The organism is Pseudomonas sp. YuFO20, from assembly GCF_035064975.1.
In the GTDB taxonomy this organism is placed as follows: Bacteria; Pseudomonadota; Gammaproteobacteria; order Pseudomonadales; family Pseudomonadaceae; genus Aquipseudomonas; species Aquipseudomonas putida_AE.
In genome coordinates this window covers 52,946-78,796 of the sequence record NZ_JAXDEO010000027.1, presented here as the reverse complement: position 1 = coordinate 78,796, position 25,851 = coordinate 52,946, and the positions used below count along the sequence as shown (strand labels likewise).

Genomic DNA, 25,851 nt, shown 5'->3' with positions numbered 1-25,851 from the left:
CATCGCGGTGACAGAGGGCTTCGATATGAGAAGCACCGATCAACCGGACGTCTTTAACCTGCAACGCTTTATCCAGGCGCAGAACCCGGTGTTCGACCGGGTTCAAACCGAACTGGAGGCCGGCCACAAGCGCAGTCACTGGATGTGGTTCATTTTTCCGCAATTTGCCGGGCTGGGTGACAGCGACATGTCGCGCCGCTTCGCGATCCGCTCCCGGCAGGAAGCACAGGCCTACCTCGACCACCCGCTGCTGGGTGCCCGGCTAAGGACTTGTACCCAGCAAGTGCTGGACATCCCGCAGCGCTCGGTGGCAGCGATTTTCGGCCATCCCGACGACCTGAAGTTTCGCTCCTCGATGACCTTGTTTGCCCAGATAGCGGCCGCCGACAGCCTCTTTCATCAAGCCTTGAACCAGTATTTCCACGGCATCCTGGATGACTGGACGCTGTCGCTGATGGACTCAAAACAAGCCCAGTTGCCCCCCCACCAGGGTTGAGAAATCATCGTCGACAAACGGCAGGATCGCGTCCGCCACCGGTTGCAGCTGCCGACTGATGTAGTGGTCGTAATCGATCGGCGCACTGCGGATTTCCAGCGGCTCGGGGCCGGCGACGGTGATCACGTAGCTGATCCAGCCGCCATTCTGGTACTGCCGCGGGCGGCCCTGGCGATCGTTGTAATCATCGGCGATGCGCGCCGCCCTTACATGAGGCGGGACGTTGCGCTGGTAGTCGTCAAGCGTGCGGCGCAGGCGCTTGCGGTAGATCAAACGCTCGTCGAACTCACCGGCCAGGGTCTTGCGCACGTACTCGCGCACATAGTCCTGATAGGGCTTGCGGTGGAAGATCAGCGAATACAGCTCCTGCTGGAATTGCCGGGCCAGCAGCGACCAGTCGGTGCGCACGGTTTCCAGGCCCTTGTAGACCATCTCGTCACTGCCATCGGCGCGCGTGACCAACCCCGCGTAACGCTTCTTGCTGCCCTCCTCCGCACCGCGAATGGTCGGCATGAGGAAGCGTTTGTAGTGGGTTTCGAACTGCAGCTCCAGCACGCTCTCCAGGCCGTACTCGCGGCGTACATGCTCGCGCCACCACTGGTTGACGTGATCGACCAGCGCGCGGCCGATCTGCGCGGCTTCCTGCTGGCCGTGGGCGCGCCGCAGCCAGACGAAGGTGGAGTCGGTGTCGCCGTAGATCACCGTGTGGCCCTGGGCCTCGATCAGCTCACGGGTGCGCAGCATGATCTCGTGGCCACGCAAGGTGATGGATGACGCCAGGCGCGTGTCGAAGAAGCGGCAGCCACTGGAGCCCAGCACGCCATAGAACGCGTTCATGATGATCTTCAGCGCCTGGGACAGCGGCGCGTTGTGCTCTCGCTTGGCGGTTTCCCGGCCTTCGGCGACCCGGGCGACGATGGCCGGCAGGCAATGCCGGGTGCGGGAGAACCGTGCGCCGCGAAAACCCGGTACCGAGTCCTGGTTGTCGGGGTGCTTGAGCCCTTCGATCAGGCCTACCGGGTCGATGAGGAAGGTGCGGATGATCGACGGATAGAGGCTTTTGTAGTCGAAAACCAGTACCGACTCGTACAGCCCCGGCTGCGAGTCCATGACAAAACCGCCGGGGCTGGCTTGCGCCGGCTTGCTGCCAAGGTTGGGCGCCACGAAGCCCTGGCGATGCATCAGCGGCATGTACAGGTGGGTGAACGCGGCCACTGAGCCGCCCATGCGATCGGCCGGCAACCCGGTGACACTGGCCCGCTCCAGCAGAAACTTGAGCAGCTCGGTCTTGGCGAAGATCCGCGTGACCAGCTCGCAGTCCTTGAGGTTGTACTTGGCCAGCGCCGGCTTGTCCTCGGCGAACATGCGGTTGATTTCATCCATGCGCTGGTACGGGTTATCGATCGCCTTGCCTTCGCCCAGCAGGGTTTGCGCGACGTTTTCCAGGCTGAAAGAGGGGAAACTCCAGGTCGCCGAGCGCAAGGATTCGATGCCGTCGATGATCAGCCGGCCGGCGGCGGAGGCAAAGTAATGGTTGCCGCTGCCGTGTTCGCGCCATTGCATTTCCTCGCCGCCACGCCCCAGTTTCAACGGCACGCCCAGGCGCCGGGCGTGCTCGTGCAACACCCGCAGGTCGAACTGCACGACGTTCCAGCCGATGATGGCGTCAGGGTCGTGGCGGGCGAACCATTCATTGAGCTTTTTCAGCAGCAGGGTTCGCGACTCGCAGTACTCAAGTTGGAAATCCACTGCGCTGTGGTCGCCATTGGGCGGGCCGAGCATGTAGACCTGACGCTCGCCGCAGCCTTCCAGGGCGATGGAATACAACTCTGCCTGGGCGGTGGTCTCGATGTCCAGGGACACCAGTTTCAGGCTGGGCCGATAGTCGGGGTCGGGTTTCATCTGTGCATCGAGCAGCAGGCCATCGGCATCCGGTGTACCGCCAAAACGTACCGGTGCGGTAATGAACCGCTCCATCATGTAGCGCTCCGGCGGGCGCACATCGGCCTCGTACACTTCGACGCCTGCCCGGCGCAGCGCGGTTTCCAGGCGCATCAGTTGCCCGTGCTGCTGGCAATACAGGCCGAGCACCGGGCGATGTTCGAAATCCAGCAGGGCCAGGGGCTTGAGCTCGACGTTCTTTTCGTCGCGCAACAGCGCCTCGGCCTGCTCGCGCTGCTCGGCCGGGATGAACGCCACCGACGGCTGATGAGGCAGGCGGATGCGCCGGGGGCCGCTGTCGGTCGCCAGCCAGAACTCGACTTCGGTGCCCGCCGGTGTGTCGCGCCAATGCCGGGTCAGGACGAAGCCCTGGGGTAAATCCACCACTGCAAACCTCAACGTTGATTCAGAGGGTGATTCTACGCGTTAGCCTGGAAAAGATCGCAGCCTTCGGCAGCTGCTACAGAAGAACGCATTTCCCCTGTAGGAGCTGCCGAAGGCTGCGATCTTTTTGGTTTAACAGAAAAAAACCGCCGGATGACGTTTTTTGCATGCTATCTGCCGCATTCGCCCTTGCCCTCAACGCCTGGGTCTACGATCCTTCAAGGACAACGACAACACCCGGGAAACCGCCATGAAAACCGTCGCGCAACTGCTCAAGATGAAAGATCAGAAGAACCAGGAAGTGCACCAGATCAAACCGGATCACATGGTGCTCGAAGCGCTGATGAAGATGGCTGAAAAAAACGTCGGTGCCTTGCTGGTGGTGGAGAATGACGAGGTGCTGGGCATCATCAGTGAACGCGACTACGCGCGCAAACTGGTGCTGCATGGCCGGTCCTCCGTGGGTACGCCGGTACGCGACATCATGGTATCGCCCGTCATTACCGTGGACACCCATCAAACCGTCGACACCTGCCTGGGCATCATGTCCGACAGACGCCTGCGCCACCTGCCGGTGGTGGAAAACGGCAAGTTGATCGGCCTGCTGTCGATCGGCGACCTCGTCAAGGAAGCCATCGCCGAACAGGCCGAGCTGATTCGCCAGCTGGAGCAATACATCCGCGGCGAATGACGATTCCTCTGTACCTGTAGGAGCGAGCTTGCTCGCGATGGTGGATCAGCTGCACAGGTGTCGACTGACACACCATCGCGAGCAAGCTCGCTCCCACAGGGGGAGGAGTTGATGAGTTTACGAAGGCCAATGCCGGGCAAACACCGGCGCCAATGTCGGGTGCCGGTCAATCCGTTCCAGCCAGGCGGAAAAACCCGGCCGGGTACGGCGCAAATGCTCGCGGCTGCCCGCCCACCGCGTAACCACCGCCGCCAGCACATCCAGCGCTCCCGGTGTCTCGTCACCCAAATACAACTCCGCGGAAAACTGGTCGGCAAACACTTCCCAACTCCAGTGCAGACGCTGCCGGGCACCGGCCATGAGGTTTTGCCGCGACGCTTCATCCGCCCCGGCCAGCCAGCGTTCGGGGTAATCGATGATGCCGATGGCCGCATAACAATTGCTGACGATGAACGCCAGGCCACGAATGGCCTGGTCACGGTCGGCAGGGTCGGCCGGCAACAGGTTCGACTGGGGAAACGTCAGCCCGAGATGAATCAGGATCGCCGCGCTCTCGGTGAGGATGCCGCCGTCGGGCAGTTGCAGCGTCGGGATCTGCTTGAGCGGATTGAGCTTCTCCAGTGCCTGGGCGGCCTCCGGGGAGGTCTCGACATCGATGAAGCGATAGGCGATCTCGCACAGCTCCAGTGCGGCCTCGATCGCTGCCGCGCCAGAGTTCTGATGTCCGTAGAGTTGATACATGCACGCCTCCTGATTGGCCGAGATCAGCACCCGCTATGCAGTGTAGAAGGCGCCATCGACCACGCCTCGACCGTCCGACGACTGTAACATCACGGCCATCAAGGGAATTGCAGCGCCGCGTTCAACGCGCCATGCAGCGCTGGTAACGCTCGTCGACCCGTTTGGCGAACCAGGCGGTGGTGAGCTTGCGGGTGATTTTCGGGCTTTGCAGCACGATGCCCGGCAATACCGCACGCGGCAGGGCACGACCTTCGGCCTGTTCGGCCAGGGCGAAAACCCGCTGATAGAGTTCGCTGTCCTCGAACGCCAGGGTGTTGCCCTCCTCCAATTGATCCCTGATCGTCGGGTTGCGCATGCCGAGCTGCTTGCCCAAGGTGCGCACCGCCAGTTCGGTGCTGCCGGGCATGATCGAATCGTAGCGGACCAGGTCGCCGTCCAGCGCCAGCGGAATGCCCGAGGCCCGGCTTACGGCGTTCTGGAAGGCGGCGTTGCGACTGGCATACCAACCGGCGTTGAAATCGGCGAAGCGGTACAAGGGTTGCTTGTAGCTCACCGGATAACCGAGCAAATGCGCGATGCCGAAGTACATGCCGCCGCGCCGGGTAAAGACTTCGCGTCGTATCGAGCCCTCCACCGGATACGGATAGCCTTTGGCCTGCTGTTCGGCAAAGTCGATGCTGACCTGCATCGGCCCGCCGGTGTGCACCGGGTTGAAGCCGGCGAACAGGGTCTTGCCCATGGGCACCATGCCGATGAAGTCATCGAAAATCGCGCTCAGTTCCCGTTCGCTGCGCGCCGCATTCAGCCGGTCGCTGTAGGTCTTGCCGTTGGGCGAACTCACCCGCAGCGCACCGCTGACCAACAGTTCGGGGATATGCGCCTTGGATGCCCGGCGATCGATTTCCTCCCGGGCGATCTTGCCCAGCCCCGGCACGCGGGGATCAACCTGGAAGGTCGATTCCTGCTCGGTGACCGCCAGCACCGCACAAATGTTTTGCGTGGTCGGTGCAATGTCCTGCGCGGCAAACGCGGCGTAGATGTCCGTGGCCCACCCCTGGCGATCGACGGTCTTGGCCGGCAGCAGGCGCACGATCTGCGCCTTGACCTCGGCGGGCTTGCGCGCCAGCGGTTCCTGGGTGCGCTGGCTGCTGCAGCCGGCCAGCACCAGCAACGCGGTGATGCTCATGATCAATCGATGGGCTTGCATGTTGCTCCAGGGCGTTCGTTTAACCGGTTAACCATACGACCAATGGCATGGCCCAGGCTATGACCGTGGCGTGAGCCCGGCTGTTCCTCTGGTGCCCATGAAACGTTACCTACACACCGTCATACAAATTGATTGCAGGATATGACTGAGAACTCCTATCATTCGCGCCAGGAGTCGCATTTGCGCAAGGAGTTCCGCGCCGTCATAACTTTTTTATCAGCGGCGGCGCCGCCCAGGAACCCATTCCATCATGACTCCAGCCCGAACCGGCATACCCTACCGTCCTACGCTACTGGCCTTGTTTTGCTCATTGTCGGTCACGGCCCACGCCGCGACACCCGCGCCAACCAACTCTTCAGCGCTGGTGCTGGACAACGTTAACGTCAATGCCCAGGCGCCCTCTTCGTCCGACCTGCCCCCGGTATACGCTGGCGGCCAGGTCGCGCGCGGTGGGCAACTGGGGGTGCTGGGCAACCAGGACATCATGGACGTGCCCTTCAGCGTCACCGCCTACACCGAAGAACTGATCCGCGACCAGCAAGCCGAAACCGTGGGCGATGTGCTGCTTAACGACTCGTCGGTGCGCCAGGCCTCCGGGTTTTCCAACCAGGCCCAGACCTTCATGATCCGCGGGCTGCCACTGAACGGCGACGACATCTCCTTCAACGGCCTGTACGGCATTTTGCCGCGGCAGATCATTTCCACCGATGCCCTGGAGCGCGTAGAAGTGTTCAAGGGCCCGAACGCCTTCATCAATGGCGTGACTCCGTCCGGCTCGGGCATCGGCGGCGGCGTCAACCTGCAACCCAAGCGCGCCGCTGACGTGCCTTTGCGGCGCTTCACCACCGACATCAGCGATGAAGGGCGTATCGGCGAACACCTGGACGTCGGCCAGCGCTTCGGCGAGGACAACCGCTTCGGCGCACGGATCAACCTGTCCCAGCGTGAAGGCGATACCGCCATCGACGATGAAAACCAGCGCTCCAAGCTGTTCGCCATAGGCCTCGACTACCGCGGCGATGCCCTGCGCCTGTCCGGCGACTTCATCTATTCCAAGGAGCGCATCAACGGCGGCCGCAGCTCGGTCAACCTCGGCAATACCACGCACATCCCGGATGCGCCATCGGCCGACACCAATTATGCGCAGAAGTGGGGCTTCAGCCAGATCGAAGATACCTTCGGCATGCTGCGCGCCGAGTACGACCTCAATGAAAGCTGGACCGCCTACGCCGCCGCTGGCGCCAAGCACACCCGCGAAGTCGGCAAGTACGACGGCACGACCCTGGTCGGCAACGATGGCAGTTCCGTGACCACCGGCTCGTTCATTCCCCATGACGAGGACAACAGCAGCGCCATGGGCGGCCTCAACGGCAAGTTCGCCACCGGCCCGGTCAGTCACCGGCTCAATTTCGGCCTGGCCGGGATCTGGACCCAGCAGCGCAACGCCTTTGATTTCGACCTGACCCGCTATCCCAACAACATCTACCACCCGGTCGACGTGCCGGCGCCCCAGGGCGGTTTCTCCGGCGGCGACCTGCACGATCCGGGCATCACCGGCAAAACCTTCGTGCGCAGCGGCGCGGTGTCCGACACCCTGGGCTTTTTCGATGATCGCCTGCTGGTGACCGTCGGTGTGCGTCGCCAGCAACTGGTGGTCCAGGGTTATGCCTATGGCACGGGAACCCGCACCTCCAACTACGACGAATCGATCACCACCCCGGTGTACGGCATCGTGTTCAAGCCGTGGGAACACGTGTCGTTCTACGCCAACCGTATCGAAGGCCTGGCCGAAGGCCCGACAGCCCCCAACACTGCCGGCTCGCGGGTGGTGGTCAACGGCGGTGAAGTCTTTGCCCCGGCCCGCTCCAAACAGCTCGAAGCCGGTGTGAAGGTCGACATGGGCACCTACGGCGCCACCTTCGGCGTCTATCGCATCGAACAACCGGCCGACGGCTACACCGAAGTCATCGACGCCGGCACCGCGCGTTTCGTGCAAAAGGGCGAGCAGATCAACAAAGGCTTGGAACTCAACGTCTTCGGCGAACCCCTCGACGGCCTGCGCCTGCTCAGCGGGGTGACCTTGATGGACACCGAACTGAAGAAAACCCAGGGTGGCCTCAACGACGGTAACCGGGCCATCGGCGTGCCGACCTTCCAGTTCAACGCCAGCGTCGATTGGGACGTCCCCGGCCTGCAAGGCGTCGCGTTGAACGGTCGGATGCTGCGTACCGGCGGTCAATACGCCGACGCGGCGAACAACCTCAGCCTGCCGACCTGGAACCGCTTCGATGCCGGAGCCCGCTACGCCTTCAAGGTGCAGGAAAAGGACGTGACCTTGCGCTTTGGCGTGGAAAACGTGGCCAACAAGAAGTACTGGGAATCGGCCCAGGGCGGCTTCCTGACCCAGGGCGAACCACGGGTGGCCAAGCTGTCGGGGACTATCGACTTCTGATTATGTGGGAGCGAGCTTGCTCGCGATGGTCGTGAACGATAACGCGCGCTTTCCGGGCAGCGCGGCGCACCTGAGATCATCGCGAGCAAGCTCGCTCCCACAGGTATTTCCCACAGGTATTTTTTCCATTCAGCGGTCAGCCTGGCCGCTGCGCAAGGCTGGACCATACTTGCTGCACACGCCCAGGAGGACTGGCTCATGCAGCGTAGCGATGTGTTGATCATCGGCGCCGGCCCGACCGGGCTGGTCCTGGCGCTATGGCTGAGCAAACTGGGGGTGCGCGTGCGGATCGTCGACAAGACCTCTGCACCGGGCACCACCTCGCGGGCGCTGGCGGTGCAGGCGCGCACGCTGGAGCTGTATCGCCAGCTGGACCTGGCCGACGCCATCGTGCACAAAGGTCATCGGGTAGCCGCCGCCAATTTCTGGGTCAAAGGCCAGCCCGTGGCGCGCCTGCCGTTGAGCCGCGTCGGCGAGGGCCTGACGCCCTACGCCTTCCTCGAAATCTTCCCCCAGGACGAACACGAACGGCTATTGATCGAGCGCCTGCAATCCTTCGGCATCACGGTGGAACGCAACACCGAACTCGAAGGTTTCGAGCAAACCGATGACGGCATCAGCGCCACGCTGCGCCTGCCCGACGGTCAGCAGGAAACCTGTCAGGCCTGCTACCTGGCCGGTTGCGACGGCGCCCGTTCGATCGTGCGCAAGACCCTCGACACCGGTTTTCCCGGCGGTACCTACCAGCAGCTGTTCTACGTCGCCGATGTCCAGGCCAGCGGCCCGGCCTTCAATGGCGAATTGCATGTGGACCTGGATGAAGCGGATTTCCTTGCAGTATTCCCGCTGGCCGGCAGCGGTCGAGCGCGCTTGATCGGCACCGTGCGCGACGAACGCGCCGAACAGGCGCACACCCTGCAATTCGAAGACGTGAGCAGTCGCGCCATCGAACATATGCAGGTCAAGGTCGAACAACTGAACTGGTTCTCGACCTACCGCGTGCATCATCGGGTGGCCGACCACTTTCGCAGCGCCCGCGCCTTCCTGTTGGGCGATGCTGCTCATGTACACAGCCCCGCCGGGGGCCAGGGCATGAACACCGGGATTGGCGATGCCATCAATCTGGCCTGGAAGCTCGCGGCGGTCCTGAGCGGCGGTGCCGAGGCGAAACTGCTCGACTCCTACGAAATCGAACGCATCGCCTTCGCCCGCAAACTGGTGGCCACCACCGACCGGGTGTTCACCTTCGTCACCGCCGAAGGTTCTATCGCCGATCTGCTGCGCACGCGGCTGGCGCCCTTCCTGATTCCGAAAATGGCCTCGTTCGAAACCACCCGCGAGTTCCTGTTTCGCACGGTGTCGCAGATCACCCTGAACTATCGCGGCATGCCCTTGAGCACGGGGGTCGCCGGGCACGTGCATGGCGGCGATCGCCTGCCGTGGGCCCATGACGGTGAAGGGGACAATTTTGGGCCGCTCAAATGCCCGACCTGGCAGGTGCACGTGTATGGCGACACTAGCGACGAGATGATCGCCTGGTGCCACGAGCACCATCTGCCGCTGCATGTATTCTACTGGCGCCCGGCATTCGAAGCGGCGGGCCTTGGGCGTAACGGCTTTTACCTGTTACGCCCGGACACCTATGTGGCGATCGCCGAAACCTGCTCGGACCCCAAGGTCATCGAACGGTATTTCCGCGATCACGGCATCCGCCCGTATTTTGGCGCGCCCTGACCGGTTTTTTTCAGATTCCGGCCAGTGCCAGGTCCATCGCAAAGTAGGTGAAAATCAGGTCGGCCCCTGCGCGCTTGATCGCGCCGAGGCTTTCGCGCACCACACGATCCTCGTCGATGGCCCCGGCCTGTGCGGCGAACTTGATCATCGCGTACTCGCCGCTCACCTGATACGCCGACAAGGGCAGGCGCGAGGCTTCGCGAATGTCGCGGATGATGTCCAGGTACGCACCGGCCGGCTTGACCATCAGCGCGTCGGCGCCTTCCTGCTCGTCCAGCAGCGACTCACGTACCGCCTCACGGCGATTCATCGGGTTCATCTGGTAGCTTTTGCGGTCGCCCTTGAGCGCACTGCCCCCGGCTTCGCGGAACGGACCATAAAGCGCCGAGGCGAATTTGGTCGAATAGGCCATGATCGGCGTCTGGGTGAACCCGGCGGCATCCAGTGCCCGGCGGATGGCCTGGACCTGCCCGTCCATGGCCGCGGACGGGGCAATCACGTCAGCGCCGGCACGGGCGGCGGCCACCGCCTGTTTACCGAGGTTGAGCAGGGTCTGGTCGTTATCGACCTCGTGATTGTGCATCACGCCGCAATGCCCGTGGTCGGTGTACTCACAGAAACAGGTGTCGGACATGACGATCATTTCCGGCACCGCGTCCTTGGCGATGCGCGACATGCGCGACACCAGGCCGTTGTCGTGCCAGGTGTCGCTGCCGTCGCTGTCCAAGTGGTGGGACACACCAAAGGTCATCACCGACTTGATCCCGGCCCGGGCATAACGCTCGATCTCGCCAGCCAGCTTCGACTCGGGAATGCGCATCACCCCGGGCATGCTCTTGATCGGCACGAAGTCGTCGATTTCTTCTTCAACGAAAATCGGCAGCACCAGATCGTTCAGGCTGAATTCGGTTTCCTGGAACAGACTGCGCAGGCTCGCATTGCGGCGCAGACGGCGGGGACGTGCTTCGGGGAACTGACTGGACATGGGTATTCCTGAAAACTGTAGGAGCGAGCTCGCTCGCGATGGTCGTCAATGATAACGCGCGCAGTCTGAAGGATCGCGTTGCCCTGGCGTTTTTCGCGAGCAAGCTCGCTCCTACAGGGGGTAAGGGTTTAATTTGCGATTGGTTTCGGAATTTCCAGCCCGCGCTTCACCGCCGGCCGCGCGAGGAATTTCTCCAACACCCGGGTGACGTTGGGGAAGTTCTGGATACCCACCAGATCGCCCGCTTCATAGAAGCCGATCAGGTTGCGCACCCACGGGAAGGTCGCGATGTCGGCGATGGTGTAACGCTCGCCCATGATCCAGTCGCGCCCTTCAAGTCGCTTGTCGAGGACGCTGAGCAGGCGTCGGCTTTCTTCCACATAGCGGTCGCGTGGACGCTTGTCTTCGAAGTCCTTGCCGGCAAATTTATTGAAGAAACCGAGCTGGCCGAACATCGGGCCAATGCCACCCATCTGAAACATCAGCCACTGGATGGTCTCGTAACGTGCTGCCGATTCCTGGGCCAGCAACTGCCCGCTCTTGTCGGCGAGGTAGATCAGGATCGCCCCGGACTCGAACAGCGGCAACGGCTGGTCGTCCGGACCGTGGGGATCGAGAATGGCCGGGATCTTGTTGTTGGGGTTCAGCGACAGGAACTCGGGGGACATCTGGTCGTTGCTCTCGAAGCCCACGCGATGGGGCTCATAGGGCAGGCCGATCTCTTCAAGCATGATCGATACCTTGACGCCATTGGGGGTCGGCAAGGAGTACAGCTGAATCCACTCCGGGTACTGGGCCGGCCATTTTCGGGTGATGGGGAACGCAGACAAATCGGTCATGTGGGCATCCACGGGAAAATTGAGAATGCCGATCATAATGGAGATAACCCGGGCTGCGGCGTCTGGCGCCATGAATATCAATGATGGTGGAGATCAAGCGAGATCACGGCGCGCTGGCGTGCCGGCTAGTGTAAGGTGTCCATAATTCCGCAACATCCTGTCGATAACCTTTGCTCCAACCCGTGCAAGGTTACCGGTAAAGTGCTGCGCTCTCGGCCGGAATCGAACCAAACGGGCCTCAGAGGACTCTGAGATGCGTCCCTTTGATACGGACCGGCTTCACGACATGGAAAACACCCGACGCAGGAAAGTCGCGGTGCAAAGGTTTGTCAGCCTTAACTCAATGCGCTGAAGAACCGTTTACTCCATGATCAATCCGTTGAAATTCACCCAACACTTCAAACGTCGCGCTTATTTGATCCTGCCCGCCTTGCTGGTGACCAGCGCGTTGTTTTTGGCGCTGGAGGCCCGTGAAAGTCGCGCCCAGCCGGCGGATGGCACCCAGACCCTGGTGTTCCTGCGCCATGCGGAAAAGCCTGAGGGCGGCCTGGGCCAGCTCAATTGCCAGGGTTTGAACCGCGCCATCGACCTGGCCACCCTGCTGCCGGAAAAATTCGGCAAGGCCGACTACGTGTTTGCCGCCAACCCGACGCGCAACGTCGAGGAAGGCGAACTGGACAACTCCTACAGCTACATCCGCCCCTTGATGACCATCAGCCCCAGCGCGATCAAGCTCGGTTTGCCGGTGAACATCAACTTCTCGGCCAACGACACCAGCGACTTGGCCGATGAACTGCTGCACGACAAGTACCACAACTCGGTCATCTACACCGCCTGGTCCCACGGCTATCTGCCGGAATTGATCAACAAGGTCGCCGGTGAAGCCGTTGGCCAGAAACAGAAGATCACCGAGGACTGGGAGTCCAATGACTACGACTCGCTGTATGTGCTGACCCTGACCTGGCACAACGGCAAGGCCAGTCTGCAGAGCCACAGCTACAAGCAGGGGTTGGACAACGGGCAGCAGACTTGCCCGACTTGAATTGGTGCTTTAAGTCTTGTAGTGCCTTGACGGCCCCCTTCGCGAGCAAGCCCGCTCCCACAGTAGATCTTCAGTGAACACAAATTTTGTGTGTGGGAGCGGGCTTGCTCGCGAAGGGGCCGGCAAAACCACCCTCACCCGCGCCGACCACCCCGCTCGCGCAAATACGCCAACACCTCATCTCGCTCCCCCGCAAACTCGATCCGCGCCCCTTTCTTCTCCCGCTGAAAGACATACATCGGGTCGTAATACTCCACCAGCAACCCTTCGATCCACGCCCGGTGCAAATCCACCGCACCACTGCGCGCCTGTTCGGCCAGCGCGTCTTCCATCAGGATCAGCATCCGCTGGTGCCGTTCACCGCCCAGGCGTTTGCGCACATTGTTCAGGCTCGCCAGCAAACGCTCGGAAAACAGCGCAAAACCTTCCTCGCCATGGGCACCGATGAACTCGGCACACAAATCCACCACGTAATCGCGCAGGATCCGCTCGACTCGCCCGTGCAGGCTGTCTTCTAGCCAGACCATCGGAAACTGCTGCATGCCCTGGTACAACGGCAGTGGCAGCGCGCAACTGCCGACTGCGCGGCTCTCGTCTTCGAGCACGAACTGTTCGATGCCGCGGGCGCGTTTTTTCAACACGTCCACGGCCAGGCAGTTTTCAAAGTCGATGTTGGACGGCTGGCCGGTGACGCGTTTGCCGAAACTGGAACCGCGATGGTTGGCATGCCCCTCGAGGTCCAGGCCGTTGTCCAGTTGCGTGAGCACGTCGGTTTTACCGGTGCCGGTCATGCCGCCCAGTAACACGAAATCGCACTGAGAGACGGCCTGGTCCATGGTTTCCAGCAGGAAGGTACGCAGGGCCTTGTAGCCGCCGCCCACCCGCGGATAGTCGATGCCCGCCTCGTCCTTGAGCCATTGCTGGACGATCTGCGACCGCAGCCCGCCACGAAAGCAATACAACAGACCATCAGGATGGGCCCGGGCAAAATCCGCCCAGGCCTGGATGCGCTCGGCCTTGATGGCGCCGGACACTAATTGATGGCCCAGCTCGATCGCCGCCTGCTGGCCTTGTTGCTTGTAGCAGGTGCCGATCCGTTGCCGTTCCAGATCGTTCATCAGCGGCAGGTTGACCACGCCGGGGAACGCGCCCTTGAGAAACTCGACCGGCGCACGGGCATCCATCATCGGTCGATCGCTGAGAAAAATGTCGCGGTAATCGGTGCAGTCGACAGGCATCAGGACACCTCGACCGCGTGGCTCTGTCGCTCCACCAGTTCGCCGATCGGCGCCAGGTCCAGCCCCAGTTCGGCAGCGACCGCTAGAAACTCGGCGTTGCCTTCAGGCGTCACGGCGATCAGCAGGCCACCGCTGGTTTGCGGGTCGCACAGCACTCGCTTGTGCAGTTCCTGGAGGCGCCCGACCTTGCTGGCGTAGCTGTCGTAATTGCGCAGTGTGCCGCCCGGCACGCAGCCCTGGTCGAGGTAATACTCGACGCCCGGCAAGCGCGGTACCCGGTCATACCCGATGCGCGCTGTGAGGCCGCTGCCGTCGGCCATTTCCACCAGGTGCCCGAGCAGGCCGAAACCGGTGACATCGGTCATCGCCGTCACACCTTCGAGCTTGCCGAAACGGCTGCCGGGTTTGTTCAGGGTGCACATCCAGTCCCGGGCCAGGCCGATATCGGCGTTGCGCAATTTGCCTTTCTTCTCAGCCGTGGTCAGCACGCCGATGCCCAAGGGCTTGGTCAGGTACAACAGGCAGCCGGCCGTGGCCGTGTCGTTGCGCTTCATGTGGCGCTTTTCCACGAGCCCGGTGACGGCCAGGCCGAAGATCGGCTCCGGTGCGTCGATCGAATGCCCGCCGGCCAGGGGAATCCCGGCCTCATCGCACACCGCGCGCCCGCCGCGAATCACTTCCCGGGCAATCTCCGGCGCCAGCACGTTGACCGGCCAGCCGAGGATCGCGATCGCCATCAAGGGATCGCCGCCCATGGCGTAGATGTCGCTGATGGCATTGGTGGCGGCAATACGGCCGAAATCGAACGGATCGTCGACGATCGGCATGAAGAAGTCGGTGGTCGATACCACGCCGCGCTCTGCATCGATGGCATACACCGCCGCATCGTCGCGCGAGGCATTGCCGACCCAGAGTTTCGGATCAAGATTCTGCGCACCGCTGCCGGCTAGAATCACTTCCAGCACCTGGGGAGAAATCTTGCAGCCGCAACCAGCGCCATGGCTGTATTGGGTCAGGCGAATCGGTTCGCTCATAGGGCACCTCATGGGGTCAATGGGGCCGATTCTAGCAGAGCGGCCGCTGCCTCTGTGGCAGTGAGCCGGCTCGCGAAGCGGTCATGAATTCACCGTCCGCCAATCCGAATGAATTTTCCCATCGCCCAACGATCCCTCTATGTACACAGGGAGGAAGAAAGGCTCTATGAACAACGCAAAACTGTTCGTCATTGAATACACTCTTCATGGCGTCCCCAAGTCGTTCATCATCCGTCTGGACAAAATGGACAACGCGGAGGCATGGCATTGGGCAAGCTGCGACGCGGGGGTCGGACGTATCCCTCGCTTCGGCCGCGAAAAAGTGCAGAAGACCAGCAAACCGATGGCGGAAAAATTCGGCGTGGAAAACGTCAAGTGGCGCCCGGCCGGTTAACCCGGCAGCGCTCAGGATTGGGGGATCAGTAAATGACACTCGTCAGCAGCCCTGCACATCTGGACTACGGTCTGGATACGTTGTTCGGCCGCATCACCAAGAGCACCGAATGCCGGGTCGGCCTGGAACAGGTCGAAGATGATCCAATGCGCTTTGCGATCCGCGTTCCAGCGCCATTGCCGGAAGACCTGGAGCAGGCCAAGACGGTGGTGGTGCGAGTCGATGGACGACGCCTGGCCGGCACCGTGCGCCACAGCGAACGGCTTGACGACGACAGCCTGAAACTGGAAGTGGAGCCTGACTAGGCCCCACGTTCCCGCGCTGCAAGTGTCAGTGGGCGCACTTGCAGCCTTTATGGGCGCACTCTTCGCCGTGCTCGTGGTGCTTGGAACAGGCTTCACAGCAGTAATGCTTGCCGTGGCGCACGATCGGATGTTCACCGAGCTTGCAGTTGCATTTCGGACAGTCACAGACACTTTTTTCATCGGTCATGGCGCTGACTCCTTGGGCAGTGGTCGTCGGCGGGCCGCATCAGCAACCCGTTGTACCAGTGTAGGAGTTGATCAAGCGGACACCTGACCGTTCAACCCGCAACCCGACTGCTGCTGCGGTACATGAACACCAGGGCCAGCCCCAACAGCACCATCGCCAACACCCGGCTCCCCGATAACTCGATCGCCGGGTTGCCCAGCCAGCCAAAATTATCGATCAGCATCCCCATCCCCAGTTGCCCGACGATCACCGCCACCGTCGCCACCGCCGTACCCACCCGCGGCACCGCACCGACCATGACCATCATGTAGACCACGCCAAACAGCGCCCCGCTGAGCTGCCACTTCGGCACGTCCAGCAGGCTCACGGCGTGGGCCGGTTCAAAAAACACGATCAGCAACCCGGTCAGCACCGCGCCCACCACGAAGGTCAGCAAGCTGCTGCGCAACACCCCGACCGTTTCCCCCAGACGCCCGTTGATCGCCGCCTGCACACTCAGGATCGCCCCGGCCGCCACGACCACTGCCAACAAAATAATCAGACTCATCATCAACCCCGTGCAATCAGGACAAGTGCCGCGACAATCAGCAGCAAGGCCAGCCAGCGTTCAGCGTTGACCTTCTTGCGAGTGGTGCCGAACCAGCCGAAATGGTCGATCAGCACACTTTTGCCGACCTGCCCGGACAGGATGGCGATCATGGTCATCGCGATACCGATGTGCGGTGTTGCCAGTGTCAGTACAACGACATAGATCGGCCCGAGAAAACCGCCGATCAGCTGCCAGCGCGGCAGTTCGCTCAGCGCCGGGCCCTGTCGCGGGCCGCTGAGCAGCAACAGGAAAAACAGAATCGCCGAGCCGACGCCAAAGATGCTCAAGGTCGCCCACAGGTGACCGACCTGAACGCCCAACGGCCCGAGCAAACCGGCCTCCACGGACAGGCCCATGCCCGCCAGGATCACCAGGGGCAGCAGCAATAGCCGCAACCCTGGCCGGGTGCTCGGTGCCACTGCAGCACCGACGTTGTCGAGAGAAGAAGACTGCATCGATAAAACTCCGTTCATTGAAACATGGCGCGCATTATCGATTGGCAGTGCTGTGCGATAAATGGGAGCATCCTGATAACACTTTTGCGCAATTCGCACAGCAGGACTGACCATGCACGGCCTCAACGAACTGGGATTCAAGGCACTTCGGCTGTTTGTCGCGGTGCTCGATCAGGGCAGCTTTTCCGAAGTCGCCCGCCGCGAGGGCCTGGCGCCCTCTTCGATTTCCCGCCAGATCCAATTGATGGAACAGGCCCTGGGCCAGCAATTGCTTTATCGCCACACACGCGCCGTCACGCCCACCGAGGCCGGGCGATTGCTGGGTGAACACGCGCGATTGGTGCTGGTGCAACTGGAAGAAGCTGAACAGGCGCTGCAGGAACAGCAAAGCGAGCCCAGCGGACTGGTACGGATCAACGCGCCGGTGGTGTTCGGCCAGCGGCATTTGACGCCGTGGCTGGGGCAGTTGTGTGCGCGCTATCCCAAACTGCAACTGGACATTCAGCAGACCGACAGCTACGTCTCTGCGTTACAGGAAGGCGCCGACCTGCTGTTTCGCATTGGCCCAATGCATGACTCCAGCATGCAGGGGCGGATCCTCGCGCCTCATCGCTTTCAGGTCGCGGCGAGCCCGGCGTACCTGCAACGCCACGGCACGCCACAACATCCAGACGATCTCGCTGTTCATCAATGCCTGGCCTACAAAGGCGTGTCAGGCCTGCAGCGCTGGTTTTTCCGCAAAGGCCAATTGCCCTGGACACCCTATACGGTGAAAGGGCCGATCACCGGCAACCACGCCGATACCCTGACCCAGGCCGCCGAGCAGGGCCTGGGGCTGGTGATGTTTCCGTCGTGGTTGATCGGCGAGGCCGTGCGCAACGGCACGCTGGTGCCGGTGCTGGGGGAGTATCAGGTGTCCAACAGCCTCGAGCCGCAGCAGATCGCCGTGCTCTGGCCCGGCAGCCGACGCCTGTCGGTGAAGGTCAGGACGGTGATCGACTTTTTTGTCGAATGCTTTGGCGAAGTGCCCTATTGGGACCTGTAGGAGCCGGCTTGCTGGCGATGCGAGGGTGGCCGTTATGCCGCCATCGCTGGCAAGCCAGCTCCTACAGGGTTTGCGGTGGCCGTTATGCCGCCTTCGCTGCGATGCGGCGGCCCGACAAGCCAGCTCCTACAGGGTTTGTGGCGGCCGTTATGCCGCCTTCGCTGCGGTGCGAGAAATCAGAGCACCATCGCCGCAATCCAGCCGAACACCAGCAACGGCAGGTTGTAGTGCAGGAAAGTCGGGACCACGGTGTCCCAGATGTGGTGATGCTGGCCGTCGATGTTCAGGCCTGAAGTCGGCCCAAGAGTCGAATCCGAAGCCGGCGAACCGGCGTCGCCCAATGCACCCGCGGTGCCGACGATACAGACGATGGCGATCGGGCTGAAGCCCAGCTGCACGCACAAGGGCACGAAAATCACCGCCAGGATCGGCACCGTGGAAAACGACGAACCGATGCCCATGGTCACCAACAGCCCGACCAGCAACATCAGCAAGGCGCCGACGGCCTTGCTGTGGCCGATCCACGAGGCCGAGGTTTCGACCAGCGTCTGTACTTCTCCGGTGGCCTTGATCACTTCGCCAAAGCCGGACGCGGCGATCATGATGAAGCCGATCATCGCCATCATCTTCATGCCTTCGGTGAACAGCTCATCGGTGTCACGCCACTTGACGATGCCCGACGCCGAAAAAATCAGGAAACCCACCAACGCGCCGATGATCATCGAATCCAGCAGCAGCTGGATGATGAACGCCGCGGCAATGGCCACGCCGGCAACCATCAGGCTCAGCGGGTTGTACTGCACCGCAACCTGCTCGACCTGTTCGATCTTTGCCAGGTCGTAGACGCGCTTCTTGCGGTAACTGACAAACGCGATCAGCAGGCCTACCACCATGCCCAGTGCCGGGATACCCATGGCGTGAGTCACGTTGATGCCGCTGATATCGACGCCGCTGCGGGCGACGTTGGCCAGCAGGATCTCATTCAGGAAAATGTTGCCGAAGCCCACCGGCAGGAACATGTACGGGGTGATCAGGCCGAAGGTCATGACGCAGGCGATCAACCGGCGATCGAGCTGCAGCTTGGTCAGCACATACAGAAGCGGCGGCACCAGCAATGGAATGAACGCGATATGGATCGGCAGGATGTTCTGGGACGCGATGGCCACGACCCACAACAGGCCGATCAGCAGCCATTTGACCTGGCCACCGCCATTGGCATGTTGGCGGTCGACCATTGCCAGGGCCTTGTCAGCCAGGGCATGGGCCAGGCCGGACTTGGCAATCGCCACCGCAAACGCGCCGAGCAACGCATAGGACAACGCCACCGTCGCCCCTCCGCCCAAGCCGCTGTTGAACGCCTTGAGGGTCGCGTCGATGCCAAGGCCACCGGTCAGCCCCCCCACCAGTGCCCCTACGATCAGCGCGATGACCACATGCACGCGGGACAGGCTGAGTATCAGCATGATGCCGACCGCGGCAATTACTGCATTCATTGTCGTTACCTCTGGGCAAGCGAAAAGAGTCCGGCCGGCAGTCTGCGAGAGCCGCCAGCGGATAAAGGAATAGGTTTTATTAGAGGGCGCGCACTTTGAAGGAAGCCGCTGCAAGCTGCAAGCCTCAAGCGACAAGTTTTGGCTCAAGAAAGCTGCTTTCAGGCCGTTACAGAGCAAAGTCGCAGATATTTATCGAATAAGGACGCCTCCATGTCGCTCAGACAACTTTCCATTCAATGGAAAATCACCCTGTTGGCCGGCCTGTGCCTGGCGGGCATCGTGACCCTGCTGGTGGGTCTTTCGCTGTATCGCATGGAGCACAGTTCCGCGCTGGTGAAAGCCTCGAGCATGGAGATGCTGACCGAAGCGGCCCAGGCGCGGATCGAGTCCCAGGGTGAAAACCAGGCGCTGATGATCCGCCAGCAGTTCATGGACGCCTATCAATATGGCCATGGTTTCTCGCGCCAGGTGCTGTTCCTGCGCGACCAGGCGGAAAAACGCTTCCTCGATGCCTTCGACCTGCGCGAAGACCTGACCCGCCAGGTCAAGTCGGCACTGCAAGCCAACCCCGACCTGCTCGGACTGTCCCTGGTGTTCGAACCCAACGCCCTGGACGGCAAGGACGAACTGTTCAGCGGCCAGGCGGAGCTGGGGAGCAACGACAAGGGCCGTTTCGCCCTCTATTGGTCGCAGCCGACACCGGGCAAGGTGACCTCCATGGCGCTGCCCGAAAGCGACATGGCCGACACCAGCACCGGCCCCAGCGGCGAACCGGCCAATGCCTGGTTCACCTGCCCGCGCACCCGCCTCACGCCTTGCGTGATCGAGCCGTACTTCTATGTGATCGACGGCCAGAACGTGCTGATGACCAGCATCGTGTTCCCGTTGATGGTCAACGGCAAGGTCATCGCTTCGCTGTCGGTGGACATCAACCTCAACAGCTTGCAGGCAATCAGCCAGAGCGCGAGCAAGAAGCTCTATGACGGCCAGACCAGCGTCAGCATCGTCAGCCCGGCCGGCCTGCTCGCCGGTTACAGTGCCGATGCGAGCAAACTCAGCCAGCGCCTGGAAGCCGTGGACACCCGCACCGGCGCCGAGCTGATGCGCATGCTTGCCACCAGCAGCGCGACCGCCAGCCTGCACAATAATCAGCAATTGAAAGTGCTGGCGCCATTCCAGCCGATTCCCGGCGGCAAAGCCTGGGGCGTGCTGCTCGACGTGCCGGAAAAAGTCCTGGTCGGCCCGGCCGAGGCCCTGAAAAAACAACTGGATGACAGCAACACCGCCGGCACCCTGACCGAACTCGGCCTGGGCATCCTCGCCGCGCTGATCGGCTTGCTGCTGGTGTGGCTGATGGCGCGCAGCGTGACCCGGCCGATCCTCGGCGTGGCGCACATGCTCCAGGACATCGCCAGCGGTGAAGGTGACCTGACCCGCCGCCTGGCCTATGACAAACAGGATGAACTGGGCCAACTGGCGGGCTGGTTCAACCGTTTCCTCGACAAGCTGCAACCGATCATCGCCGAGGTCAAACGCTCGGTGCAGGACGCCCGCGGCACGGCGGACCAGTCGTCCGCCATCGCCACCCAGACCAGCGCCGGCATGGAGCAGCAATACCGTCAGGTCGACCAGGTCGCGACCGCCTCCCACGAAATGAGCGCAACCGCCCAGGACGTCGCCCGCAGCGCCGCACAAGCGGCACAGGCGGCGCGCGATGCCGATCAGGCAACTCGCCAGGGCCTGACCGTGATCGACCGCACCACCGCGAGCATCGACAACCTCGCCGCCGACATGAGCGCGGCGATGGTCCAGGTCGAAGGCCTGGCGGCCAACAGCGAGAAAATCGGTTCGGTGCTGGAAGTGATCCGCGCGATTGCCGAACAGACCAACCTGCTGGCCCTCAATGCCGCCATCGAAGCCGCCCGGGCCGGTGAAGCCGGGCGCGGTTTTGCCGTGGTGGCCGATGAAGTGCGCAACCTGGCGCGGCGCACCCAGGAGTCGGTCGAAGAAACCCGCGTGGTGATCGAACAACTGCAAAGCGGCACCCAGGACGTGGTCGGTTCGATGGGCAACAGCCACCGCCAGGCCCAGGACAGCGTCGAACAGGTTGGTCAGGCCGTGACGGCGCTGCAGCAGATCGGCGACGCGGTCACCGTGATCAGCGACATGAACCTGCAGATCGCCAGCGCCGCCGAAGAGCAAAGTGCCGTGGCCGAGGAAATCAACCACAACGTGGCGACCATCCGCGACGTCACCGAGTCGCTGTCGGGGCAAGCCAACGAGTCGGCGCGGGTGAGCCAATCGCTCAATCGCCTGGCCAATCAACAGCAGAGCCTGATGGATCAGTTCCGCGTTTAGCCCATACACACATCCAATGTGGGAGCGGGCTTGCTCGCGAATGCGGTGTGTCAGTCAACATGAGTATCGACTGACACACCGCATTCGCGAGCAAGCCCGCTCCCACAGGTCTATCTATCGTACATGAGATGCACACCCGGTCAGTTGCCCGGAACCTGCGCGGCGTTTCGGCATCCTATCTACCGATACCGCGCCCCGCCATTCAAACAGCCGTTTTGCGGTTGTTGCCCCTGGGGCCATCGATACACATACATGCCCTTGAGTGGCTGTCAGCGCTCGGGTAATTTCATCAGACCCATAGGACAGAGCACGCCCATGATTTCCAAGCTGGAACAACTCAAACAGATGACCACCGTGGTTGCCGACACCGGCGACTTCGAAGCAATCGCTCGCGTCAAGCCCGTGGACGCCACCACCAACCCTTCCCTGCTGCTCAAGGCAGCGGCCATTCCTGCTTATGCCGAACTGCTCAACGCTTGCGTCGCCGACTGCAAGGGCGATGTGGGCCTGGCCAGCGACCGTTTTGGCGTCGCGGTGGGGCAGGAAATCCTCAAGGTGATTCCCGGCCGTATCTCCACTGAAGTGGATGCGCGCCTGTCGTTCGACACTGACGCCGTACTCAAGCGAGCGCACCGTCTGATCGAGCTGTACGAAAACGCCGGTATCGGCCGCGACCGGGTGCTGATCAAGATCGCCTCCACCTGGGAAGGTATCCGCGCTGCCGAGATCCTGGAAAAGGAAGGCATCCAGACCAACCTGACCCTGCTGTTCTCGTTTGCCCAGGCGGCTGCCTGCGCCGACGCCGGGGTGTTCCTGATTTCGCCGTTCGTGGGCCGCATCTACGACTGGTACAAGAAAGCCAACGGTAACGACTACGTCGGCGCCGATGATCCGGGCGTGCAGTCGGTGACGCGCATCTACAACTACTACAAGGCCAATGACTACAAGACCGTGGTCATGGGCGCGAGCTTCCGCAACCTCGGCCAGATCGAGCAACTGGCCGGTTGCGACCGCCTGACCATCAGCCCCGACCTGATCGACAAGCTGGCGGCGGACACCGGCAAGCTGGAGCGTAAACTGGCGCCGGGCAGCGCCGGTGAAGCGCGCCTGAACCTCAATGAAGCGCAATTCCGCTGGCTGTCCAACGAAGACGCCATGGCCACCGAGAAACTGGCCGAGGGTATTCGTCAATTCGCTCGGGACCAGGAGAAGCTGGAGGCGTTGCTGCAGGCCAAGCTGTGATCTGCATCGCGTAATGCAAAAAGGGCGAACCTTGGTGGGTTCGCCCTTTTTTGTGCGTCCTGATCGAGTGAGGTGTTCTTGCGGACGCCTTCGCTGGCAAGCCAGCTCCTACAGGGGGATTTGTTCACGCAACAGATCCAATGTGGGAGCCAGCCTGCTGGTGATGAGGCCAGCCCGGCCACCATCCCTTTTAAGGGATCAATGACGCTCCAAAGCATTCACCAGGTCATGAAAGGCTTCCCGATTGGAGTCGTTCAAGCCCATGAGGATCTTGTGCGCTTCCAGCACCTTGATCCGCACCACCTCCTCCGACTGATCCTGATCAGGCAGGTCGTCCAGACATTCCGGGCATGGCACCGGCTGGTCGACGATGTTGAACACCTGCTCGAACCCCATCGACTGCAACAGACGGGTGATGTCTTCATGGGTGGTGACAACGGTTGGCAGCAGTCCGACCTTCTGCCGCGACAGGATCGACAGTTTGGCCAGCAGGCCCAGGGTGGTGCTGTCGATGCTGCGGGTTTCGGTCAGGTCGATCACGATCGCGTTGAAATTCAACGCGGTGAAGATCCGCTCAATAGTTGCATCCAACGCCGAACACAGGGTCAGGCGAACTTCACCGACGAATTTCAGGACAAAGGTGCCGTCCTGCTCGGCGAACTGGATTCTACCGGTACTCATCAAAGATTCCTGCTCAACACCAACAGGGCGATATCATCCGGCATCTCCCCTAGCGTGGCCAATCCAAAAACCTGCCGCAGGCCATCCAGGCTGCCGCCCGCCGCCTTGACCCGTTCGGGCAAGGCAGCCTCTTTTTCTTTGAGTGTGGGTTCCGGCAAAAGGTCCAGAATGCCATCAGACATCAGCGTCAGGCTGAACGTCGGCGGCAATTCCAGCACGTGATCCTCGTAGGTGGCTTCATTGAAGAGGCCTACCGGCAGACCACGCCCTTCCAGGTAACGAACACTGTCGGGTGTGTACAACACAGGCAACGGCAAATGACCACCGATGCTATAGGTCAACAAACCTGTCTCCTCGTCGATGACTCCACCGACCATTGTGACGTGTTTGCCCAGCTTACAACTGATCAGGCCCCGGTTGATATGCCCAAGCACTTCAGACGGCTTGAATTCCGGCAAGGTGCCGTTGCGCTTGGACTCGAACAACAGGCGCGTGGTCATGAATTTCAACAGCACGGTGACGAAGGCTGAAGAGGCGCCATGCCCGGAAACATCCGCCAGGTAGAACGCTACCCGGCGCTCGTCGACCCGGAAATAGTCGACAAAATCACCCGACAGGTACAGCGACGGGATGATCTGGTGGGCAAACTTGAAATCGTCGATGGTCCAGGGGCTGACCGGCAGCATGTTCATCTGCACCTGGCGACCGGCGTTCTGGTCTTCCTGGAGCAGGTTCAGGCTGGCGGCGAGCTCGCGGTTGGCCTTTTCCAGCTTCTCGCGGTAGCGCTGGTTTTCCACCAGCAGGCGTGCGCGATCCAGGGCCCGACGCACCGAGTGCTCGAGCACGGCCAGATCTTCGAGAGGCTTGATCAGGTAATCCGCTGCGCCCAGGCGCAGGGCCTCGACCGCGTCGTTCATGACGCCGGCACCCGACACCACGATCACCGGTGTTTGCGGTGACAGCTCGGTGACTTGACGGATGAGTTCGAGACCGCCCATCTGTGGCATGCGCAGATCGCAGATGACCAGGTCGGGCTTGTCTTGCTCGAATACCTGAAGACCCTGCTGGCCATTGCTGGCCTGCAAGACGCTGAAACCACTGTCTTCCAAATAGGCCGCGAGGCTCGCGCGCACTACTTCGTCATCATCGATTATCAGCAGCGTGGCACTGGTTTTTGGCATGTGGGCAAACGGCGCCAGAATTAGGTTGGCGTAGCGGCTCGGATTTTCGCCCGGCTCAGACTACTGGATTCGCTTTCTAGCCTCTCTGCTGCACTGTTTTCGAGCGTTTACCCGACTCACAGGTCCACCAGAGGTGCCCTTCTAAGGCGCAGACGGTACTCCCATCCGCGAGGCGTTTCAAGCTCACGCCGATGGTCTCTTGGCGACGAGACTTTTCAAATCACCGGGAGTTATAAGAACCTGCAAAACCGAAACCCAATGAAAGGTCGCTCAGGGCAATAAAAACGAACAAGGCGGCTCGTTGGCCGCCTTGTTTCTTACCGGTCGAGATCAGAAATCGTCTTCGACCTGACCGTCTTTCACCTTGAATTCACGGTTTTGCAGATAAGCGTTGCGGATGAAGGTGTACTTGTCGCCGGTGATCAGCTTCTCGGAGGACAGCAGGCTCGCACGGGTATCGACGATGTTCAGGCCGAAGATCGAGTTACGCACCGGTACATCGTGGATGTAGCGGTACGGGCCGGTGTAGCCGTCGACGTACTTCGAGGGCGCATCACGCAGCGTACTTGGGCCGAGCAGGGGCAACATCACGTAGGGACCGCTGCCAACGCCCCAGTAACCCAGGGTCTGGCCGAAGTCTTCGTCATTGCGGTGCAGGCCCATGTGGGTACCCACGTCGAAGAAGCCCAGCAGGCCGAAGGTGGTGTTGAAGAGCAGGCGCGCCGTGTCGATACCCGCCGCGTGAGGTTTGACCTGGAGGATATTGTTGGCGAGGTTGGTCACATCGCCGACGTTGCGGAACATGTTGTGGATGCCATCTTCGAGAAACTCTGGCGTCACGAACTGATAGCCCTGGGCCAAAGGTTTCAAGGCATAGGTATCGACGAAGTCGTTGAACTCGAAGATCGGACGGTTGACGCCTTCCCAAGGATCATCTTCCGAGGCTGCCTGGGCAGCAAACGGAACCAGCAGCGCACTGGCGCACACACAAAGCCGAGCGAGAGGATTGCTCCAGCGCATAGAAAAACTCCTTGGACTGTAACGTCGCGGGGCGCTTGGCCCGGCGCAAAGATCGATAGTATAAGACGTAACTGCCATTTTAGGCAGTATTGGACCCGCCCCCCTCACAGGGCGAGC

Annotated in this window: 24 protein-coding genes and 1 pseudogene; 11 read left to right on the top strand and 14 right to left on the bottom strand. The window is 61.6% G+C overall.

Annotated elements, in window-relative coordinates; all coding sequences use genetic code 11:
* The first annotated feature begins 25 nt into the window (after nucleotides 1–25).
* The gene (locus SOP85_RS16795) at nucleotides 26–496 is read left to right on the top strand and encodes a DUF1810 domain-containing protein (protein WP_323627553.1); all 471 of its coding nucleotides are present in this window, start codon (nucleotides 26–28) and stop codon (nucleotides 494–496) included.
* On the opposite strand, the gene SOP85_RS16790 is transcribed toward SOP85_RS16795, so the two are convergent.
* Nucleotides 461–2,821 (bottom strand): DNA polymerase II, encoded by a 2,361-nt coding sequence (locus SOP85_RS16790; RefSeq protein WP_323627552.1) that lies wholly within the window; start codon nucleotides 2,819–2,821, stop codon nucleotides 461–463. The two genes, SOP85_RS16795 and SOP85_RS16790, sit on opposite strands and share 36 nt — an antisense overlap.
* 250 nt (nucleotides 2,822–3,071) lie before the next feature.
* On the opposite strand from SOP85_RS16790, the gene SOP85_RS16785 reads away from it, so the two are divergent.
* Nucleotides 3,072–3,512 carry a CBS domain-containing protein gene (locus tag SOP85_RS16785; RefSeq protein ID WP_180204955.1) on the top strand — a complete coding sequence of 147 codons (441 nt, stop codon included), beginning with the start codon at nucleotides 3,072–3,074 and terminating at the stop codon, nucleotides 3,510–3,512.
* A 117-nt stretch (nucleotides 3,513–3,629) separates the two neighbouring features.
* Here SOP85_RS16785 and SOP85_RS16780 read toward each other — a convergent pair whose 3' ends face one another.
* Together SOP85_RS16780 and SOP85_RS16775 are read right to left on the bottom strand one after the other, a co-directional pair.
* A complete protein-coding gene (locus tag SOP85_RS16780) occupies nucleotides 3,630–4,253 on the bottom strand; it encodes a glutathione S-transferase N-terminal domain-containing protein (RefSeq protein WP_274077036.1) in 624 nt (207 codons plus the stop codon).
* Nucleotides 4,254–4,374: 121 nt separating this feature from the next.
* Nucleotides 4,375–5,460, bottom strand: a complete 1,086-nt coding sequence (locus tag SOP85_RS16775; RefSeq protein ID WP_323627551.1) for a DUF1615 domain-containing protein — start codon at nucleotides 5,458–5,460, stop codon at nucleotides 4,375–4,377.
* Nucleotides 5,461–5,710: 250 nt separating this feature from the next.
* Here SOP85_RS16775 and SOP85_RS16770 point away from each other — a divergent pair, with 250 nt between their 5' ends.
* Together SOP85_RS16770 and SOP85_RS16765 are read left to right on the top strand one after the other, a co-directional pair.
* A complete protein-coding gene (locus SOP85_RS16770) occupies nucleotides 5,711–7,912 on the top strand; it encodes a TonB-dependent receptor (RefSeq protein ID WP_323627550.1) in 2,202 nt (733 codons plus the stop codon).
* Nucleotides 7,913–8,110: 198 nt separating this feature from the next.
* Nucleotides 8,111–9,646: an FAD-dependent oxidoreductase gene (locus SOP85_RS16765; RefSeq protein ID WP_323627549.1), complete on the top strand. Its 1,536-nt coding sequence runs from the start codon at nucleotides 8,111–8,113 to the stop codon at nucleotides 9,644–9,646.
* A 10-nt stretch (nucleotides 9,647–9,656) separates the two neighbouring features.
* On the opposite strand, the gene hemB is transcribed toward SOP85_RS16765, so the two are convergent.
* Both hemB and SOP85_RS16755 read right to left on the bottom strand, forming a co-directional pair.
* Complete coding sequence (gene hemB / locus SOP85_RS16760; protein ID WP_274077040.1) at nucleotides 9,657–10,631, bottom strand: porphobilinogen synthase; 975 nt, start codon at nucleotides 10,629–10,631, stop codon at nucleotides 9,657–9,659.
* A gap of 128 nt (nucleotides 10,632–10,759) precedes the next feature.
* Nucleotides 10,760–11,470, bottom strand: coding sequence for a glutathione binding-like protein (locus tag SOP85_RS16755; RefSeq protein ID WP_323608359.1), 711 nt, complete (start codon nucleotides 11,468–11,470; stop codon nucleotides 10,760–10,762).
* Nucleotides 11,471–11,837: 367 nt separating this feature from the next.
* On the opposite strand from SOP85_RS16755, the gene SOP85_RS16750 reads away from it, so the two are divergent.
* Complete coding sequence (locus SOP85_RS16750) at nucleotides 11,838–12,512, top strand: histidine phosphatase family protein (protein ID WP_274077042.1); 675 nt, start codon at nucleotides 11,838–11,840, stop codon at nucleotides 12,510–12,512.
* Between the two features lie 134 nt (nucleotides 12,513–12,646).
* Here the strand turns inward: SOP85_RS16750 and mnmH are convergent, their stop codons facing one another.
* Complete coding sequence (gene mnmH / locus SOP85_RS16745; RefSeq protein WP_323627548.1) at nucleotides 12,647–13,750, bottom strand: tRNA 2-selenouridine(34) synthase MnmH; 1,104 nt, start codon at nucleotides 13,748–13,750, stop codon at nucleotides 12,647–12,649.
* On the bottom strand, nucleotides 13,750–14,784 hold the full coding sequence (selD, locus tag SOP85_RS16740; RefSeq protein WP_323627546.1) for a selenide, water dikinase SelD: 1,035 nt from the start codon (nucleotides 14,782–14,784) through the stop codon (nucleotides 13,750–13,752). Before selD ends, mnmH begins: the two co-directional genes overlap by 1 nt.
* Before the next feature lie 166 nt (nucleotides 14,785–14,950).
* Between selD and SOP85_RS16735 the strand changes: the two genes are divergently transcribed.
* Both SOP85_RS16735 and SOP85_RS16730 read left to right on the top strand, forming a co-directional pair.
* A complete protein-coding gene (locus tag SOP85_RS16735; RefSeq protein ID WP_020799440.1) occupies nucleotides 14,951–15,178 on the top strand; it encodes a DUF6555 family protein in 228 nt (75 codons plus the stop codon).
* A 32-nt stretch (nucleotides 15,179–15,210) separates the two neighbouring features.
* Nucleotides 15,211–15,483 (top strand): hypothetical protein, encoded by a 273-nt coding sequence (locus SOP85_RS16730; RefSeq protein WP_274077045.1) that lies wholly within the window; start codon nucleotides 15,211–15,213, stop codon nucleotides 15,481–15,483.
* A 25-nt stretch (nucleotides 15,484–15,508) separates the two neighbouring features.
* Here the strand turns inward: SOP85_RS16730 and SOP85_RS16725 are convergent, their stop codons facing one another.
* From SOP85_RS16725 to SOP85_RS16715, 3 genes are all read right to left on the bottom strand, one after another.
* Nucleotides 15,509–15,670 carry a metallothionein gene (locus SOP85_RS16725; RefSeq protein ID WP_274077046.1) on the bottom strand — a complete coding sequence of 54 codons (162 nt, stop codon included), beginning with the start codon at nucleotides 15,668–15,670 and terminating at the stop codon, nucleotides 15,509–15,511.
* Nucleotides 15,671–15,761: 91 nt separating this feature from the next.
* The gene (locus tag SOP85_RS16720) at nucleotides 15,762–16,220 is read right to left on the bottom strand and encodes a DMT family transporter (RefSeq protein ID WP_323627545.1); all 459 of its coding nucleotides are present in this window, start codon (nucleotides 16,218–16,220) and stop codon (nucleotides 15,762–15,764) included.
* Nucleotides 16,220–16,714, bottom strand: a complete 495-nt coding sequence (locus tag SOP85_RS16715) for a DMT family transporter (protein WP_323608363.1) — start codon at nucleotides 16,712–16,714, stop codon at nucleotides 16,220–16,222. The genes SOP85_RS16720 and SOP85_RS16715 overlap by 1 nt, the downstream gene beginning before the upstream one ends.
* Before the next feature lie 112 nt (nucleotides 16,715–16,826).
* On the opposite strand from SOP85_RS16715, the gene SOP85_RS16710 reads away from it, so the two are divergent.
* Nucleotides 16,827–17,759, top strand: coding sequence for a LysR family transcriptional regulator (locus SOP85_RS16710; protein WP_323627544.1), 933 nt, complete (start codon nucleotides 16,827–16,829; stop codon nucleotides 17,757–17,759).
* Between the two features lie 176 nt (nucleotides 17,760–17,935).
* On the opposite strand, the gene SOP85_RS16705 is transcribed toward SOP85_RS16710, so the two are convergent.
* Entirely contained in the window at nucleotides 17,936–19,252 is a 1,317-nt protein-coding gene (locus tag SOP85_RS16705) for a Na+/H+ antiporter family protein (RefSeq protein ID WP_323627543.1), read from the bottom strand.
* 210 nt (nucleotides 19,253–19,462) lie between these two features.
* Here SOP85_RS16705 and SOP85_RS31405 point away from each other — a divergent pair.
* The 3 genes and pseudogenes from SOP85_RS31405 to tal all read left to right on the top strand — a co-directional run.
* Nucleotides 19,463–20,752 (top strand): annotated as a pseudogene (locus SOP85_RS31405) (HAMP domain-containing protein); the annotation flags it as partial.
* A 102-nt stretch (nucleotides 20,753–20,854) separates the two neighbouring features.
* Nucleotides 20,855–21,610: a methyl-accepting chemotaxis protein gene (locus tag SOP85_RS31400; protein WP_408601072.1), complete on the top strand. Its 756-nt coding sequence runs from the start codon at nucleotides 20,855–20,857 to the stop codon at nucleotides 21,608–21,610.
* A gap of 315 nt (nucleotides 21,611–21,925) precedes the next feature.
* A complete protein-coding gene (tal, locus tag SOP85_RS16695; protein WP_323627541.1) occupies nucleotides 21,926–22,852 on the top strand; it encodes a transaldolase in 927 nt (308 codons plus the stop codon).
* Nucleotides 22,853–23,050: 198 nt separating this feature from the next.
* Here the strand turns inward: tal and rssC are convergent, their stop codons facing one another.
* From rssC to SOP85_RS16680, 3 genes are all read right to left on the bottom strand, one after another.
* Nucleotides 23,051–23,533, bottom strand: a complete 483-nt coding sequence (rssC, locus tag SOP85_RS16690; protein ID WP_274077054.1) for an anti-sigma factor antagonist RssC — start codon at nucleotides 23,531–23,533, stop codon at nucleotides 23,051–23,053.
* On the bottom strand, nucleotides 23,533–24,714 hold the full coding sequence (gene rssB / locus SOP85_RS16685) for a two-component system response regulator RssB (protein ID WP_274077055.1): 1,182 nt from the start codon (nucleotides 24,712–24,714) through the stop codon (nucleotides 23,533–23,535). Before rssB ends, rssC begins: the two co-directional genes overlap by 1 nt.
* Before the next feature lie 330 nt (nucleotides 24,715–25,044).
* Nucleotides 25,045–25,734 (bottom strand): MlaA family lipoprotein, encoded by a 690-nt coding sequence (locus SOP85_RS16680; RefSeq protein WP_274077056.1) that lies wholly within the window; start codon nucleotides 25,732–25,734, stop codon nucleotides 25,045–25,047.
* Nucleotides 25,735–25,851 lie beyond the last annotated feature (117 nt).